Here is a 16415-nt window from a genome sequence, read left to right as displayed (position 1 = left end):
GCCCGTTGCGGGCGATGGGCTGGCACCTACCGAACCTGCGCCCGAGACAAGGAGTGTTTGCGTGAATCGATTTGCCCCCCTACTGCTGGCCACCAGCCTGGGCCTGCTGGCCGCCTGCAACAGCGGCATGAGCAATCGCGACTATCTGCTGGAAAACGTCGCCAGCTGGAACAGCATGGTGCATACCGTCGAGCAGTGGACCAGTGGCGCGCGTGGCGAAGCGTTCCATGCCGCCCTGCAGGACGGCAAGAGCCTGGAGCAGTACCGCTTCGGCCTGAAGAACGCGCACCAGGAAGCCACCAACCGCCTGACCCACATCGAACAGCTGCCCCACGGCAAGGATGCTGAGCCGCTGCACCAGAACCTGCGTGACTCGGTGCAGAGTACCGCTGCCATGTTCGCGGTGATGGAGCAGATCGCCGCTCTGCCCGACGGTTACAGCGAAGAACAGGTTGCACCGCTGCTGGAACAGCTGGACCAGGCCACGACGAAGATGGACAAGGACATGCAGGTGCTGAGCGATGCGCAGGACGCGTTCGCCAAGGCCAACCGCGTGACCCTGCAGACCAGCGGCTGAACACAGCACCGCATGCCGTAGCCCACGGTACGCGCGTGGCCCTGCACGACGTGCCACGCGCGTTACCCTATGCAACACCCCACCCCACCCGGGCCCGCAGACGCGGGCCTTGTTGTTTCTGCGTGCCAAGGCGGCGCCACCCCCATGCTTGATTCCAACCCTCCCGATCTGCTGCACACCGATGCCTGCCTGGTCGATGCACTGTCGATGTCACTGCAGATGCGCGATGCCTACACCCGCCACCACTGCGACCGCGTCGGCCTGCTCGCCCAACGCCTGGCCGTGCACTGCGACATGGACAGCGACAGCCGCGCGCACGTCGGTCTGGCCGCGCGCTTCCACGACATCGGCAAGATCGGCATTCCCGATGACGTGCTGCTGAGCCCGCGCCGGCACACCGACGAGGATCGCGCGATCATGCGCGAGCACCCGGTACGCGGCGAACACATCTTCCTGGCCACGGGCCGCAGCGATGCGGTGCCGGTGGCGCGGCTGATCCGCGCCCACCACGAAGCCCACGACGGCAGCGGCTACCCCGATGGCCTGCACGGCGAGTCGATCCCGCTGGGCGCACGCATCCTCACCGTGGTCGACGCCTATGATGCGATGACCAGCGCCCGCCCTTACCGCCAGGCGATGGAGCATGACGCGGTACTGCGCATCCTCGATGAGCAGGCCGGCGGGTTGATTGACCCGTACGTGCTGAGGCGTTTCCGCGACATGCTGGCCGGGTAGCGTCGACTGTTGGTCGACGGTTCTTCCCGCAGACCGCGAAAATCCCGCGCTGCGCGCGATAGTCGACCAGCAGTCGACTCTACCGCCCGGCCAGCCTGGGTGGGGTCGACTGTTAGTCGACCGCTCTTCCCGCAGACCGCGAAAATCCCGCGCTGCGCGCGATAGTCGACTAGCAGTCGACTCTACCCTGTCTCCATTGCCTGCGGTCCATTTCCGGGGTCCCATTCCCGGCCGGCCCTGCAAAAAAAGGCCCCGCTTTCGCGGGGCCTTCTGCACTCATTCAACCGCCGTGGCGATTACCAGATCACCACGCGCTTGCCGTCGGCGCGCACCATCGCATCACCGGCCTTGCACTGGAATGCAGCGGCATAGGACGGCATGTTCGACGGTGCACCGTTGGCGCGGAAGTTGGCCGGTGCGTGCGGATCGGTGTTCAGGCGCACGCGCAGCTCGCCATCGGTGAAGTTGCGGCGCCACACGGTGGCCCAGTTCATGAAGAAGCGCTGGTCCTGGCTGTGACCGTCGACTTCGACATTGGCCTTCGGGTCTTCCTTCAGCGCCATCTGCAGCGCGTCGTAGGCCACGGTCAGGCCGCCCAGGTCACCGATGTTCTCGCCCAGGGTCAGCTTGCCCTTCACGAACACGCCCGGCACCGACTCGTAGCCGTCGAACTGTGCGACCAGCTGGTCGGTACGTTCGGTGAAGGCCTTGCGGTCGGCGTCGGTCCACCAGTTGTCGAAGTTGCCGTTGGCGGCGAACTGGCTGCCCGAATCATCGTAGCCGTGCATCATCTCGTGGCCGATGACCGCGCCGATGCCACCGTAGTTCAGTGCCGGATCGGCCTTGGCGTCGAAGAACGGCGCCTGCAGGATGGCGGCCGGGAACACGATCTCGTTCTTGGTCGCGTTGTAGTAGGCGTTGACGGTCTGCGGGGTCATGCCCCACTCGGTCTTGTCCACCGGCTTGCCGATCTTGTCCAGCATGTAGCGGTAGTTGAACGCGCGCGCCGCCTGCATGTTGCCCAGGTAGCTGTCACCGTTGGTCTGCAGGCCCGTCCAGTCACGCCACTTGTCCGGGTAACCGATCTTCGGGGTGAAGCTGGCCCACTTTTCCAGTGCCTTCTTCTTGGTTTCCTCGCCCATCCACGGCAGCTGCTCCAGGCGCGCCTTCAGCGCCTGCGACAGGTTTTCCACCAGGTGCTGCATGGCGACCTTGGATTCGGCCGGGAACACGGCATCGACGTACAGCTGGCCCAGGGCTTCGCCCATGCCGCCGTTCACCGATTCCAGCACGCGCTTCCAGCGCGGCTGCATTTCCTTCTGGCCACGCAGGGTGGTGCTGTAGAAGTCGAAGTTGGCCTTCTCGAACTGGCTGCTCAGATACGGCGATGCGTCATCCACGGTGTGGAAGCGCAGGTAGGCCTGCCAGGTGCTGGCCGGCACGTCGGCCAGCATCTTGTCCATTTCACCGAAGAAGCCCGGCTGGGCCAGCGAGAACTTCTGCGCAGCCGGCACCTTCAGGGTGTCGAACAGCGCGGTCCAGCTGAAGTTCGGGGTCAGCTTGTCGGCGTCGGCCGCGCTCAGCGGGTTGTAGCGCTTGGCCGGGTCACGCATCTCGATGCGCGACATCGACGCCTTGGCCAGGCGGGTTTCGAAGGCCATCACGGCCTTGGCCTGTTCGGCGGCCTGCGCCGCGTCCATGCCCGACAGGGTCAGCACCTGGGCGATGTAGGCCACGTAGGCGTCGCGGATCTTGGCCTGCGATTCGTCGAAGTAATAGCCCTTCTCCGGCAGACCCAGGCCGCCCTGGCCGACGTAGGCGATGACGTTGGCCGAATCCTTGTAGTCGGCATTGCCGAACAGCGAGAACAGCACGCCCTTGCCTTCGGCCTGGCTGTCGCGCAGGTACTGGGTGATGGCGGCGGTGTCGTTCAGCGCGGCGATCTTGTCCAGCTGCGGCTGCAGCGGGGTCAGGCCGGCGGCCTCGATCTTGGCTTCGTCGTTGCCGGTCTTCCAGATGTCACCGATCTTGGCTTCCACCGAGCCGGCCTTGGCCTGGCTGGCGGCGGCCTGCTCGACCAGCGCGTGCTGCACTTCCAGCGAGCGCTCGCGCAGAATCTCGAAGCTGCCCCAGGTGGTCTGGTCGCCCGGTACCGGGTTGGCCTTCAGCCACTTGCTGTTGACGAAGCCGTTGAGGTCGGTACAGGCGGCGATGGACGGATCCAGGTCGGCGCTGTTCAGCGAGATCAGCGGGGTCTTGATCTGCGACTGATCGAAGGCCGGCTTGGCATCGGCAGTGGCGGCCGGCGCGGTTTCGTTCTTGCCACAGGCAGCCAGCGACGCAGCGATGGCGATGGTCAGGCCCAGCGGGACCAGGTTGCGGACGTTCATGGAGTCTCTCTCCGACGGCGAATCGTCCAGCGTAGCGGCCGCGGCGGCGTGGGGGACCGGCCAAAGGTCACAGGGGCCGTGGCATCGCCAACCAACTACATGCCGGTATTCTTGTCTTCCCGATCACCGGAACTCGCGCCCATGGACGAAACTGCGCTGCTACTGGCGCTTGACGGCTGCGATTATCTGTTCCTGACGGATATTGGCGAACCGGAGGCCAACTGTCTGCGGCTGGTCATCGAGGAGGGACGGGTGACAGGAGAGCCCCGCCGGGTGGATCTCGGCCAGGGACATTGGATCGATGGCGTGCGCGCGATAGAGATAACCTCCGATTCGCAGCGCTTCGAGCTGGTATGGGATGACTACATCAGCTATGTCGTGCACAACGAGTGCTACCAGAGCGGGGACGACTCCGAAGACTGGAGCGGCAACCTGTTCCGCCGCTACAGCCGTTCGAAGTTCCTCGACTATCTGGACCATGCCACCTTCGCTGATAGCCGTTACCCCGGCCCATTCGCGCACTATCAGCTGATATGCCAGGACCACGTCATCGACATTGCTGCATTGCAGCCGCCGAAGATGCGCCTGCTGCGATCTTCGTAGCGGACAGATGCAGCCACCCATGGGGTGGCTCTACTGGGTTGCGACAGCGGCAGTCGAGCAAGGCTCGACTCTACAAATGGAAAGGCCGGCTTGCGCCGGCCTTCTGCTTTATTTTGCCTTGCCCTGGTTGGCCACGGCTTCAGCGGCCTTGCGGGCGGCTTCCGGGTCGCCCAGGTAGCGGAACGACTTCACGGTCAGGTCGTCGTTCAGTTCGAACAGCAGCGGGATGCCGGTCGGGATGTTCAGCTCGAGGATTTCCTCGCGCGAGACGTTGTTGAGGTACTTGTACAGCGCGCGCAGCGAGTTGCCGTGCGCGGTGACCAGCACGGTCTTGCCGTCCTTCAGCTGCGGCGCGATGGCGTCGTGCCAGTACGGCAGCACGCGGTCCAGCGTGGTCGCCAGCGATTCGGTACCCGGCAGTGCATTGCGGTCCAGGCCGGCGTAACGGCGGTCGTGGATCGGGTGGCCCGGATCTTCCAGCTCCATCGGCGGCGGCGGGATGTCGTACGAACGACGCCACACCTTGACCTGGTCCTCGCCGTGCTTGGCAGCGGTCTCGGCCTTGTCCAGGCCCTGCAGGCCGCCGTAGTGGCGCTCGTTGAGGCGCCAGGACTTGTTGACCGGCAGCCAGTCCTGGCCCAGTTCGGCCAGCGCACCCTGCAGGGTGTGGATGGCGCGCTTGAGCACCGAGGTGTAGGCGACGTCGAACTGCAGGCCTTCTTCGCGCATCAGGCGGCCGGCGTTGGCGGCCTCGCTGCGGCCCTGGTCGGTCAGATCGACATCGACCCAGCCGGTGAAGCGGTTGTCCAGGTTCCACTGGCTCTGGCCGTGGCGCAACAGTACGAGTTTACGGGTCACTGCAGGATCTCCAACGCGAGGAAAGGCAGGCGGCCATTGTAGCCCCGCCGGCGCTCACCGCGCCGTGGCGGCGGCCATGCCATGCTGCGGGCCGATGAAGACCGTGATCGACCCCGGGCGCTGGCAAGGCAGCGTCGCCGACGCCCGCGAACAACAGCGGCAGCTGGCCAGCCGCGTGGAGCGCCAGGACCGCCTGCCGCGCACGGTGCGCTGGCTGGCCGGGCTGGACGTGGGCTTCGAGGATGACGGCGCCACCACCCGCGCCGCAGCGGTATTGCTGGATGCCCGCACCCTGCAGCCGGTGGCGCAGGAGATCGCACGCATTCCCACGGTCATGCCCTACATCCCCGGCCTGCTCAGTTTCCGCGAACTGCCGGCCCTGCTGGCCGCGTTGGCACAGCTGCCGCGCACGCCGGACCTGGTGTTCGTCGATGGCCATGGCATCAGCCACCCGCGGCGGCTGGGCGTGGCGTCACACCTGGGCGTAGTGACCCACCTGCCCACTATCGGCGTGGCGAAGTCGAAGCTGGTGGGCCGCTTCGAAGAACCCGGCGCCGAGCCCGGCGCGCATACGCCGCTGCTGGACGGCGACGAGCCGCTGGGCTGGGTGCTGCGCAGCAAGGCCCGCTGCAGGCCGCTGTTCGTGGCTGGCGGCCACCGGGTCAGCGCCGATACCGCGCTGGCCTGGGTGCAGCGCACGCTGCGTGGCTATCGGCTGCCCGAGCCGACGCGGCTGGCCGACCGGCTGGCTTCGCGCCGCGATGAGGGTAGAGTCGACTGCTAGTCGACTATCGCGCGCAGCGCGGGATTTTCGGGGCTTTCCGCCAAGAGCAGTCGACCAGCAGTCGACTCTACCCAGCCGACGCGACGCAGTCAGGACTTTTTATCGGTGCACGTGGCCATGATGTCCCTGCGCATCATGGTCATGGTCATGGTCATGGTTATGGTCATGGTCATGCGCGTGCTTCACTGGCTGCCCGCACGCTTCGCCGCAATGATCCGCCTCGATCTGCAGCGTCACGTGGTCGATGCCGAATTCCTCGTGCAGGCGCGCACCCAGTTCGCGGCGCAGTGCGTCGGCGTCGGTTCCCTCGCGCATCACCACGTGCGCGGTCAGCGCCGGGGTGCTCGATGCCAGTGCCCACACATGCAGGTCATGCACGTCCACCACCGCCGCATGCGCGGACAGGCCCGCGCGCACCTTGGCCACGTCGGTGCCCTTGGGCACGCCTTCCAGCAGCACGTTGATCGCTTCGCGCATCAGCACCCAGGTGCGCGGCAGCACCCACAGGCCGATCAGCACGGCCAGGATCGGGTCGATCGGCTTCCAGCCGGTCCAGCGGATCAGCAGCGCGCCGACGATCACCGCCACCGAGCCGAGCATGTCGGCCCACACTTCCAGGTAGGCGCCTTTCACGTTGAGGCTTTCACCACTGCCGGCCTGCAGCAGCCGCATCGAGATGAGGTTGATGACCAGGCCGATCGCCGCGATCACCAGCATGCCGGTGGAGGCGATCTCCTGCGGCTGGCGGAAGCGCGCTATGGCTTCCCACAGGATGTAGCCGGCCACCACGAACAGCATCGCGCCGTTGATCATCGCGCCCAGCGCTTCCAGGCGGGCATAGCCGTAGGTGCGTCGTGCATCGGGTGGGCGCCGGCTCAGCCGCACCGCGACCAGCGCGATCATCAGCGCCAGCGTATCGGTGGCCATGTGCGCGGCATCGGACAGCAGGGCCAGGCTGTTGGTCCAGAACGCTCCCACCACCTCCACCACCAGGAACGTGGTGGTCAGGCCCAGCGCCCACCACAAGGGTTTCTCGTGGCGGATTTCAGATGGAAGGTGGTCGTGGTCATGACCCATGGCAAAGCTCCTGTGCAATGCGGTCAGACTACGCGCGGCGGGCGCGGGAGACTATTACGCCGTTTATAACATTGCAGCGACAGAACCACGGCGCGCGGCCAGGCGTCGTTTTGCCTGTCACGCCAAGCCCTTTATGATGGCCGGCACCCCCGCCACCACGGGGCGGGCCGCCGGACGCCGCGGCCCCCAGATGGAACTCCCAGCACAAGGAACCGGCCACATGTGGAACAGAAGGACTCTCCCCGTCACCCTCGCCGCAGCCTGCGCCCTGGGCGCCGCCGCCAGCGCGACCGCGGCCACCTGCGAACAGAACTTCAAATCGGTCGGTGACCCGCGCAACGGCCAGACCTACCTCACCGAAGTCACCATCCCCGGCCTGAAGCCCAGCAGCGGCCTGGGCCAGCTGCGCAAGCTGGCCTTGGATGAAGGCAACAACTTCGTCAGCGGTGATGTCTTCACCGAGACCGAAGGCCAGATGTATGTCATGCAGACGGATCTGAAGGTGCCGCTGGTGACTGCGGTTTCCATCAGCAACAAGGGCACCGTGCTGGTCGGCACCAAGCTGGCCCGTGGGCAGACGGCCAAGGATGAGGACGTGCGCGGCGCGTTCTGTGGCTGGCTGAACCAGCTCAAGACCGGCAAGGAAGGCGAGGCCATCGCCGAGGCCGTGCGCATTTCCAGCGGCTTTGACAAGCCAACCCCGGCCACCGCCGTGGGCATGTCCACCGTGCTGGGCAAGGAAGCGAAGAAACTGCAGCGCAACATCAACACGATGCCGCTGAAGAATCTGTTCTCCGATGGCCCGCTGCCGGATACCGATTCGCTGTACCAGCCGATGTTCGTGAAGTATTTCGGGCGCCGCTTCATCATCGATGGGCAGGTGTATACCGCCCAGGCCAACAACATCAACAAGACCTTCGAAGTCGGCTACCTGGTGACCAAGATGAAGGGCATCGGTGGCATCGGTGGGCGCCAGTCGTCCGGCGACAACAACGCCAACTTCACCGTGCACTGCGCACTGGCCAACGATCAGCGCGCCCTGGGTGCCACCCTGCGCCTGGAAGACTGGGTGAAGCTGGAAGGCGTGGTCGACAGCATCGACACCGGCGGCATCCACCTGCGCGACTGCCGCCAGGTGAAGTAAGCGGCCGCAGGGCTAGCGGCGCAGGCGACAGCGCGCCCACCACAGCAGCGCCAACGCCGCGATGCCGGCACCCAGCAGGCACACCGCGTTCCAACCGTGGCGTGCCTGCACCCAGGTGCCGGCCGCTGCACCGGCGCCGCTGCCGACCGCGTAGAACAGCATGTACAACGCCACCAGGCGTCCATGCTGTTCAACCGGTGCGCGCAGCAGCAGCGCCTGGTTGGACACATGCAGTGCCTGCCCGCCCAGATCCAGCAGCACCACGCCCAGCAACAGCAGCCCCAGCGAGTGCGGCAACCCCAGCAGCGGCCACCACGCTGCCAGCATCAGCAGCAGCGCAGCGAGGCTGACGCGCACGGCGAAACCGCGATCCATCCAGTGGCCGACCCGGGCCGCCAGCAGCGCACCGACGATGCCGGCCAGCCCCAGTGCACCGATCGCAGCGGTGGACCAGTGCAACGGCGGCGCCGACAGAGGCAGCGGCACCGCCGCCCAGAACACGTTGAGGCCGGCAAACAACAGCAGCGCCAGCGGCCCGCGCTCACGCAGCGTGCGGTCGTCGCGCAGCAGCGTGGCCATCGATGCCAGCAGCGCGCGCCAAGACGGCGGCAGCGCAGGTACCGGGAGGGCCGGCAGGCGTCGCCACAGCAGCAGCGCCAACGCCGCCATCAATACGGCGGACAGCAGGTAGACCGCACGCCAGCCGGCCACGGCGGCCACGCTGCCGGACAGCACGCGCGCCGACAGCAGGCCGATGAACACTCCGCCCTGCACGGCGCCGACCATGCTCCCGCGCTGTTCGGCCGGCGCCAGCTGGGCCGTATAGGCGATCAGCCCCTGGGTGAGTGCCGTGCCCAGCAGCCCGGCCAGCAGCATGCCGGCCAGCAACCACGCCGCCGTCTGCGCAGCCGCCAGCAGCAGGAGCGCGGCCACCAGGGCCAGCAACTGCATCCGCAGCAGGCGCCGGCGGTCGCCACGGTCGGCCAGCGGCAACAGCCCGAGCAGGGCCAGCACGCTGCCGGCCTGGGTAGCCGCCAGCACCGCGCCGGCCACGGCCGTGTCGAGGGCGAAGGCCTGGGCCAGCCGTTCCAGCAGAGGTTGCGCATAGTAGACATTGGCCACGCTGGCGCTGGCGGCGACCGCCAGCAGGCCGAGCAGCGGCCGCGATACGGGGAGGCTCATCTTTGTGGTTGCATTTTGAAACTGGATGCACGGTAGCGCCACTGGTTTTAAACTGCAACCAGATATCCCGGTGGAGCCCGCCATGCATGCCGACAGCCCCTGCCCCGTGGCCCGCAGCGCCGATCTGCTCGGCGACCGCTGGGCACTGCTGGTCATCCGCGATGCCTTCGATGGCATCACCCGCTTCGGTGATTTCCAGCGCAGCCTCGGCGCGGCCCGCAACATCCTCAGCGACCGCCTGCGCCGCCTGGTCGAGGCCGGCCTGCTGGTGCAGCAGCCAGCGGCCGATGGCAGCGCCTACCAGGACTATGTGCTGACGGCCGCCGGTCGCGACCTGTTCCCGCTGCTGGTCGCCCTGCGCCAATGGGGCGAACGGCATCGTTTCGCCCCCGGCGAAGCGCACTCCACCCTGATCGAGCGCACCAGCGGCGCCGCCCTGCCCCACATGCAGCCGCAGAACGCCGCCGGACACGCCATCGCCCCCGAGCAGACGGTCGTCCGCAAGCTCTGATAGAAGGGCGCCTCCCCCGAATGGGGGACTCGACACAGCTACCGGTGTCAAATAGCATTCGCTCGCAATTGCATACGATTCCTATTGACATCGGCCATGGCCGCATCTTCCTCCTCTCCTGCCACCGGCGCTCCGCCGGCCAAGCGCGTGCCGCGCGGTAGCGGCCATGCCCTGCTGTGGGCCCGTGGCCTGCTCGGCCTGCTGGGCGGGTACGCCGTGGCCGCGTGCTGGGCCGCCGCACTGGCGCGCCTGCTGCCCGGCGCCAAGGCCGATGCCACCCTGGTCGCCACCATGGCCGCGTTCGTGGTCTATGCGCTGGCCGCCATCTGGGCCTATGCAGCCCGCAGCACCCTGCGCGCCACGCTGGGCCTGCTGCTTGCCGGTGGTCTGGGCGCGCTGCTGGCCTGGCTGCTGCGCGGGGGTGTGGCATGAGCAATCTCGGTGGCATCCGCCAATCGCAGTCGGTGCTGCATACCTGGTCGGGCCTGGTGGTCGGCTGGGTGCTGTTCCTGATCTTCATCGCCGGCACCGCCGCGTACTGGAAGGAAGAACTGACCCGCTGGATGCAGCCGGAAATCGGCCTGCCCGCCAGCAGCGCAACCGCGGTCACCCAGGCCCAGCAGTTCCTTGTCCGCACCGCGCCCGACGCACAGCGCTGGAGCATCGAGCTGCCCGACGCACGCAGCAGCGCGACCTCGGTCAGCTGGCAGCCGCAGGGCGAAAAGGAACGCCGCCGCGGCCAGCGCAATCCGAACCAGGCCACGCTGGATGCAGACGGCAAGCCGGTGCAGGTGCGCGAGACGCGCGGTGGCAACTTCTTCTACCGCCTGCACTTCGACCTGCACTACGTGCCGGTGCTGTGGGCGCGCTGGTTCATCAGTGCGTGTTCGATGCTGATGCTGATCGCCCTGATCAGCGGCGTGATCACCCACAAGAAGATCTTCACCGACTTCTTCACCTTCCGTCGCGGCAAGGGCCAGCGCAGCTGGCTGGATGGCCACAACGCGCTGGCGGTGCTGTCGCTGCCGTTCCATCTGATGATCACCTACACCGGCCTGATCACCCTGATGACGCTGTACATGCCGTGGGCGGTGGATGCCAACTACCCCGGCGGCCGCGATGCGTTCTTCGCCGAACTGTTCCCGCGCGCCGAGAAGGCCGAGGCCAGTGGCGTGGCCGCGACGCCGCCGGCGCTGGCCGAGGTGCTGCGCCGTGCGGAAGTGCAATGGGGTGGCGGTCATGCGGCCTCGCTGCAGATCGAACATCCTTCCGATGCGGCGATGCGCATCAGCGTGCGTCGCCAGCAGGGCGACCAGATTGCCGGCGCCGCCGACGCGCTCAGCTTCGATGCGCGCGGCAACCTGCTGGATGCCGCTGCACCGCGCTCGGCCGCGGTCATCACCCGCGACGGCATGATCGGCCTGCATGCAGCGCGCTTCGCGCCCACCACCATGCGCTGGCTGTTCTTCCTGTCCGGCGTGGCCGGCACCCTGATGGTGGCCACCGGGCTGGTGCTGTGGACGGTGAAACGCCGCACCCAGCTGCCCGATCCGGCGCGTCCGCACCTTGGCTTCCGCATCGTCGAACGCCTGAACATCGGCTTCGTCACCGGCCTGCCGGTGGCGATGCTCGCCTTCCTCTGGGGCAACCGCCTGCTGCCGCTGGACGTGGCCAACCGCAGCGATGCCGAAGTGAAAGTGTTCTTCTACGCCTGGGCGGCCTGCGTGGTGCACGCCATGCTGCGCGCACCGCGTCGCGGCTGGGTCGAGCAGCTGGCGCTGGCCGGCGTGCTGGCCCTGGGCCTGCCGCTGTACAACCTGGTCGCCTGGCAGGGTGGCGCGGTAGCCGCGCTTGCTGCCGGTGATGGTGCCAAGGCCGGCATCGATATCGGCCTGCTGCTGATCGGCGCCGGCCTGCTGTGGGCCGCACGCAAGGTGCATCGTTTCGTGCCGGCGCAGCGCAAGCCGCGCGCCGCACGCGCGGGCGCCCCCGCCGCTGCCGAGGCCGGCGCATGAGCGTGCTCGCCCTGCTGCTGGCCGCCGCCGCCTTCGCCTGCCTGGCGATGGCGATGGAACGCCATCACCGCGATGTGGCCGGCCATGCGCCGCCCACCTCGCGCCGTCGCCTGCTGCAGGTGCTGGGCGTGCTGGGGCTGCTCGCCAGCCTGCTGGCCAGCATCGCCGCCTGGGGCATTGCACAGGGATTTGTTGGTTGGTGCGGCGTGCTCGCCGCCGGTGCCGGGGCGATGGTGCTCTGGCTCAGTTTCCGCAGCCCGGCCAAGCCGGCGCCACGCCCGTCTTCCCGTTCCTGATCCAGAAACCGAGGTTCCACCATGTATCAGCCTTCCTCTGGCGCCCTGCGCCGGAACGCCCTCGCCTTGTCGCTCGCCTGCGCCGTCGCGCCGGCCTTCGCCCAGGACAGCGCGCCGACCACCACCGAACTGGACCGGGTGATGGTCACCCAGCGCACCGAGGGCTACCAGGTCTACGGCACCAACACCGCCACCAAGCTGCCGCTGACCCTGCGCGAAACGCCGCAGTCGCTGACCGTGTTCACCCGCCAGCGCATCGAGGATTTCAACCTCATCACCATTTCCGAGGTGCTGCAGCAGACCCCGGGCGTCACCATCCAGTCCTACGACAGCAACCGCACGCTGTTCAACGCGCGCGGCTTTGCCATCAACAACTTCATGTTCGATGGCATCCCCACCAACTACACCACCGGTGCGGGCGGCAACTCAATCCTCAGCGACACCTCCATCTACGAGCGCATCGAAGTGGTGCGCGGCGCCAGCGGCCTGGTCACCGGCTCTGGCAATCCGTCGGCCACGGTCAACATGGTGCGCAAGCGCCCGACCGAGACCTTCCAGGCCAGCACCAGCCTCAGCGCCGGTTCGTGGGATTACAAGCGTGCCGAAGTGGATGTCTCCGGCCCGCTCAGCAAGGGCGGCCGCGTGCGTGGGCGCTTCGTCGGCGCCTACACCGACAAGGAAAGCTGGGTGCGCTTCCAGCATGACAAGTCGCCCAGCCTGTACGGCGTCATCGAAGCCGACCTGACCGACAGCACCCGCCTGCGCGCCGGCATCGATTACCTGAAGACCGGCTCCGATGGCGGTGCGTGGAGCGCCTCGCCGTTGTACTTCCGCGATGGCACGCGCGCGCACATGCCGCGCTCCTACAGCGCCGCGGCACGCTGGAACGAATGGAACCGCGAAAGCACCAACTACTTCGCCACCCTCGAACAGCAGTTCGGCGCCGGCTGGAGCGGCCGCCTGGCCTACAACCACCGCGCCACCGACACCGACTCGCTGCTGCTGGCCGGCTCCAACACCGGCAACTGGGCCGATGCAGTGACCGGCCTGGGCCTGCGCATCGCCGATACCTATTCGGTGTCCGAGACGCGCGAGGATGCGTTCGACCTGTATGCCTCCGGGCCGTTCCAGCTGTTCGGCCGTTCGCATGAGCTGGTCGTGGGCATCAACCACTACGACCGCGACCTGGACACCATCCGCGCCGGCATCACCTCGCGCCCGTACAACGTCAACGCTTTCCCCAGCATCTACGAGTGGGATGGCAACATCGGCAAGCCGACCACCTACAACTACGGCATTCCGTCCAGCACGGTGAACACCACCGAGACCGGCTACTACGCCGCCGTGCGCCTGAACCCGATCGACCCGCTGAAGATCATCGCCGGTGCGCGTTACTCCGACTACCGCACCACCACCGACAACTACGACGTCAACGGTGTATTCACCAGCCGCAGCGCGCGCACCACCGCGCACGAGCTGACCCCGTACGTGGGCGTGCTGTATGACCTCAGCAGCAGCATCACCGCCTTCGTCAGCTACTCCGACGTGTTCCAGGCCACCGCGCGCCGCGACATCAACAACCAGCTGCTCGACCCGACCACCGGCGGCAACTACGAGTACGGCCTGAAGGGTGAATTCTTCGGCGGCCGCCTGTACACCTCGTTGAACGGCTTCTACATGAAGCAGGACAACGTGGCCGAGCTCGACCCGAACGGCGGCGAGATCAAGCTGCCCGATGGCAGCTCGCCCTACATCGCCAGCAAGGGCATCACGACCCAAGGCGGCGAGTTCGAAGTGTCCGGCTCGATCACCGACCACTGGAGCATGACCGGCGGCTACACCTACAGCTACAGCAGCAACCCCGATGGCAGCCGCTTCGCCAGCACCAGCCCGATGCACCTGGCGCGCTTCAACACCACCTACAGCCACGGCCAGTGGACGGTTGGCGGCGGCTTCAGCGTGCAGAGCGAGATCTACCAGATGCAGCCGATCCCCACCGGCCGATTCAATGCCAACGGCACCCCGGTGACCGCCACCGGCAGGATGAGCCAGGGCGGCTACGTGCTGTTCGACCTGATGGGCCGCTACCGCATCAACGACAACCTGAGCGTGGGCGTGACCGTCACCAACCTGTTCGACAAGGTCTATTACCGCAACGTCGGCTTCTTCAACGCGGGCTACTGGGGCGAACCGCGCCGCGTGCTGTTCAACCTGCGCGCGAAGTTCTGATGGCGCCGCGCGGCGTCGGGCACCCGATTCCGCACAGTGACCCCCACCTTCGGCGCATGCTGCCTGGGTCGGCAACGGCGTAGCATCAGGGGCGGGCCTTCGGGCCCGCCTTTTTTGTTGCCCGCCGAGGAACCCACCATGCTGCACCGCCGCCTGCTCCACCCCGCCCTGCTGCTGTTGCCGCTGGCCCTGCTGGGCGCGCCGTCGCTGCAGGCGCGCGAGGTGGCCACGCCGGCCGAGCACGTCGACGCCGATGGTCCCTACGTGTTCCGCGTCGGCGACCAGCTGCGGGCGAAGTGGATCTGCGGCGACCAGGTGCAGATGCGCACCCTCCCGGCCGATGCCGAAGGCACCGAATTCACCCCGCAGTGCGGCTACGCCCACAGCGTGCACGTGCTGCCGCCGGTGGCGCCCTCGGTGTCGGTGCTGCCGGCCACGCCGCGCATCGTTGCGGTGTCCGACATCCACGGCCAGTACGACCTTCTGGTGCGGCTGCTGCGCGCCAACAAGGTGATCGACGCGCAGGACCAGTGGGCGCTGGGCAAGGACACCCTGGTGATCGCCGGCGATGTGTTCGACCGCGGCCCGCAGGTGACCGAGGCGTTCTGGCTGCTGTACGGGCTGCAGCAGCAGGCCGCGGCGGCCGGCGGCGCGGTGCACTTCGTGCTCGGCAACCACGAAACCATGGTGCTCTACGACGACCTGCGCTACGTCAATCCCAAGTACCTGCGCAGCGCCCAGCTGCTGGGCCGCAGCTACCCGCAGCTGTATGCAGGCGATTCGGTGATCGGCCAGTGGCTGCGCACCCGTCCGGTGCTGCTGAAGATCGGTGACACCCTGTTCCTGCACGGCGGCATCTCGCCCGAGGCGGTGCAGCTGGCGCTGGACCCGGCCACCACCAATGCCGCCTACCAGGCCTCGCTGGGCACGCCCAAGGCCGAGGTGAAGGCAGACCCGGCCACCGCGCCGCTGTACGACGGCAAGACCAGCCCGATCTGGTACCGCGGCTATTTCGATGGCCAGCTGGACAGCAACGGCGTGCAGGCCGTGCTCGACCAGCTGCACCTGAAGCGCATCGTGGTCGGCCACACCTCGATGCCGCACGTCAGCACCTTCCATGGTGGCCGCGTGATCGCCATCGACAGCAGCATCAAGAACGGCGAGAACGGCGAGCTGCTGTTCATCGAGAACGGCACGCTCAGCCGCGGCCTGCTGGACGGTACGCGCGTGCCGTTGGCCGAAGGCGTGCCGGGCATCGATGGCTGACCCCGAGCAAGCTCAACCGCCATTGGCCTTGGTAGAGTCGAGCGTGCTCGACTGCTTTTGATCGGAGAGTCGAGCAAGCTCGACTCTACCCATCAGGAACCGCCGCCATGTCCCAGACCGTCATCCCGCAGCTGCGCATGCTGCACGCCGACACCACCCTGCCGTTCTACGTGCAGGGCCTGGGCTTCGCCGTCGACTGGGAGCATCGCTTCGGCGCGGGCATGCCGCTGTTCGCCCAGCTCACCCGCGAGGGCCAGACCCTGTTCCTCAGCGAGCATGCCGGCGATTGCCAGCCCGGCGGCGCGGTGTACTTCAAGGTCGATGACGTGGACGCGGTGTTCCGCGCCTTCAGCGCCGCTGGCGTGCCCATCCTGCAGCCACCGCACGATACCGACTGGGGTACCCGCGAGATGCTGCTGGTGGACCCTGACGGCAACCGCCTGCGCTTTGCCACCCACAGCGACTGAACGGCGCGGACTTGAGTGGAATATATGAAACGTATACGCTTCATATATTCCCTCTCGAGAGTCCGCCATGGGCATCGTCAACATCGATGACACCCTGCACGACCAGCTGCGTCGTGCCTGCACCGTCTCCAGCCGGTCCATCAACGCCCAGGCCAACTTCTGGATCCGGGTCGGCATGCTGTGCGAACTGAACCCGACCCTGAGCTTCCAGGACATCGTCGCCAGCGAACTGCGCGCGGCCGGCGTGCAGCCGCCGCTGCTGGCCCCCGGGCAGGCCTGAG

At 67.3% G+C, this 16415-nt stretch carries 17 protein-coding genes; 13 read left to right on the top strand and 4 right to left on the bottom strand.

Going from position 1 to position 16415, the window contains the following annotated elements:
- The first annotated feature begins 61 nt into the window (after positions 1-61).
- Complete coding sequence (locus IAE56_RS04415; RefSeq protein ID WP_108746258.1) at positions 62-577, top strand: hypothetical protein; 516 nt, start codon at positions 62-64, stop codon at positions 575-577.
- A 144-nt stretch (positions 578-721) separates the two neighbouring features.
- Positions 722-1312, top strand: a complete 591-nt coding sequence (locus tag IAE56_RS04410) for an HD domain-containing phosphohydrolase (RefSeq protein ID WP_108768250.1) — start codon at positions 722-724, stop codon at positions 1310-1312.
- Between the two features lie 296 nt (positions 1313-1608).
- On the opposite strand, the gene IAE56_RS04405 is transcribed toward IAE56_RS04410, so the two are convergent.
- A complete protein-coding gene (locus tag IAE56_RS04405) occupies positions 1609-3702 on the bottom strand; it encodes a M13-type metalloendopeptidase (protein ID WP_200751617.1) in 2094 nt (697 codons plus the stop codon).
- Between the two features lie 141 nt (positions 3703-3843).
- On the opposite strand from IAE56_RS04405, the gene IAE56_RS04400 reads away from it, so the two are divergent.
- Positions 3844-4305: a hypothetical protein gene (locus IAE56_RS04400; protein ID WP_200751616.1), complete on the top strand. Its 462-nt coding sequence runs from the start codon at positions 3844-3846 to the stop codon at positions 4303-4305.
- Positions 4306-4413: 108 nt separating this feature from the next.
- Here the strand turns inward: IAE56_RS04400 and gpmA are convergent, their stop codons facing one another.
- A complete protein-coding gene (gpmA, locus tag IAE56_RS04395; RefSeq protein ID WP_200751615.1) occupies positions 4414-5163 on the bottom strand; it encodes a 2,3-diphosphoglycerate-dependent phosphoglycerate mutase in 750 nt (249 codons plus the stop codon).
- Positions 5164-5257: 94 nt separating this feature from the next.
- Here gpmA and nfi point away from each other — a divergent pair, with 94 nt between their 5' ends.
- Positions 5258-5947 carry a deoxyribonuclease V gene (nfi, locus tag IAE56_RS04390; RefSeq protein ID WP_200751614.1) on the top strand — a complete coding sequence of 230 codons (690 nt, stop codon included), beginning with the start codon at positions 5258-5260 and terminating at the stop codon, positions 5945-5947.
- A 99-nt stretch (positions 5948-6046) separates the two neighbouring features.
- Here nfi and IAE56_RS04385 read toward each other — a convergent pair whose 3' ends face one another.
- Entirely contained in the window at positions 6047-7024 is a 978-nt protein-coding gene (locus IAE56_RS04385) for a cation diffusion facilitator family transporter (protein WP_200751613.1), read from the bottom strand.
- 220 nt (positions 7025-7244) lie between these two features.
- Here IAE56_RS04385 and IAE56_RS04380 point away from each other — a divergent pair, with 220 nt between their 5' ends.
- Positions 7245-8168 carry a hypothetical protein gene (locus IAE56_RS04380; RefSeq protein ID WP_200751612.1) on the top strand — a complete coding sequence of 308 codons (924 nt, stop codon included), beginning with the start codon at positions 7245-7247 and terminating at the stop codon, positions 8166-8168.
- A gap of 12 nt (positions 8169-8180) precedes the next feature.
- Here IAE56_RS04380 and IAE56_RS04375 read toward each other — a convergent pair whose 3' ends face one another.
- Positions 8181-9350 (bottom strand): MFS transporter, encoded by a 1170-nt coding sequence (locus tag IAE56_RS04375; RefSeq protein ID WP_200751611.1) that lies wholly within the window; start codon positions 9348-9350, stop codon positions 8181-8183.
- 82 nt (positions 9351-9432) lie between these two features.
- On the opposite strand from IAE56_RS04375, the gene IAE56_RS04370 reads away from it, so the two are divergent.
- From IAE56_RS04370 to IAE56_RS04335, 8 genes are all read left to right on the top strand, one after another.
- Complete coding sequence (locus IAE56_RS04370; RefSeq protein WP_200751610.1) at positions 9433-9861, top strand: helix-turn-helix domain-containing protein; 429 nt, start codon at positions 9433-9435, stop codon at positions 9859-9861.
- A gap of 96 nt (positions 9862-9957) precedes the next feature.
- Entirely contained in the window at positions 9958-10293 is a 336-nt protein-coding gene (locus tag IAE56_RS04365) for a hypothetical protein (protein ID WP_200751609.1), read from the top strand.
- A complete protein-coding gene (locus IAE56_RS04360; protein ID WP_200751608.1) occupies positions 10290-11876 on the top strand; it encodes a PepSY-associated TM helix domain-containing protein in 1587 nt (528 codons plus the stop codon). The genes IAE56_RS04365 and IAE56_RS04360 overlap by 4 nt, the downstream gene beginning before the upstream one ends.
- Positions 11873-12172 carry a DUF3325 domain-containing protein gene (locus tag IAE56_RS04355; RefSeq protein ID WP_108768240.1) on the top strand — a complete coding sequence of 100 codons (300 nt, stop codon included), beginning with the start codon at positions 11873-11875 and terminating at the stop codon, positions 12170-12172. The genes IAE56_RS04360 and IAE56_RS04355 overlap by 4 nt, the downstream gene beginning before the upstream one ends.
- Before the next feature lie 66 nt (positions 12173-12238).
- Complete coding sequence (locus IAE56_RS04350; protein ID WP_234455874.1) at positions 12239-14401, top strand: TonB-dependent siderophore receptor; 2163 nt, start codon at positions 12239-12241, stop codon at positions 14399-14401.
- Between the two features lie 138 nt (positions 14402-14539).
- Positions 14540-15667: a metallophosphoesterase gene (locus IAE56_RS04345; RefSeq protein WP_200751606.1), complete on the top strand. Its 1128-nt coding sequence runs from the start codon at positions 14540-14542 to the stop codon at positions 15665-15667.
- Between the two features lie 107 nt (positions 15668-15774).
- Entirely contained in the window at positions 15775-16134 is a 360-nt protein-coding gene (locus tag IAE56_RS04340; RefSeq protein ID WP_108768238.1) for a VOC family protein, read from the top strand.
- A 67-nt stretch (positions 16135-16201) separates the two neighbouring features.
- Positions 16202-16414, top strand: a complete 213-nt coding sequence (locus IAE56_RS04335) for a ParD-like family protein (protein ID WP_043396626.1) — start codon at positions 16202-16204, stop codon at positions 16412-16414.
- Position 16415: the final 1 nt, after the last annotated feature.

Origin of the sequence: Stenotrophomonas sp. S41, from assembly GCF_016624625.1 — a bacterium.
GTDB lineage: Bacteria > Pseudomonadota > Gammaproteobacteria > Xanthomonadales > Xanthomonadaceae > Stenotrophomonas.
The sequence above is the reverse complement of the archived record's forward strand: the minus strand, read 5'-3'. Positions and strand labels throughout refer to the sequence as shown.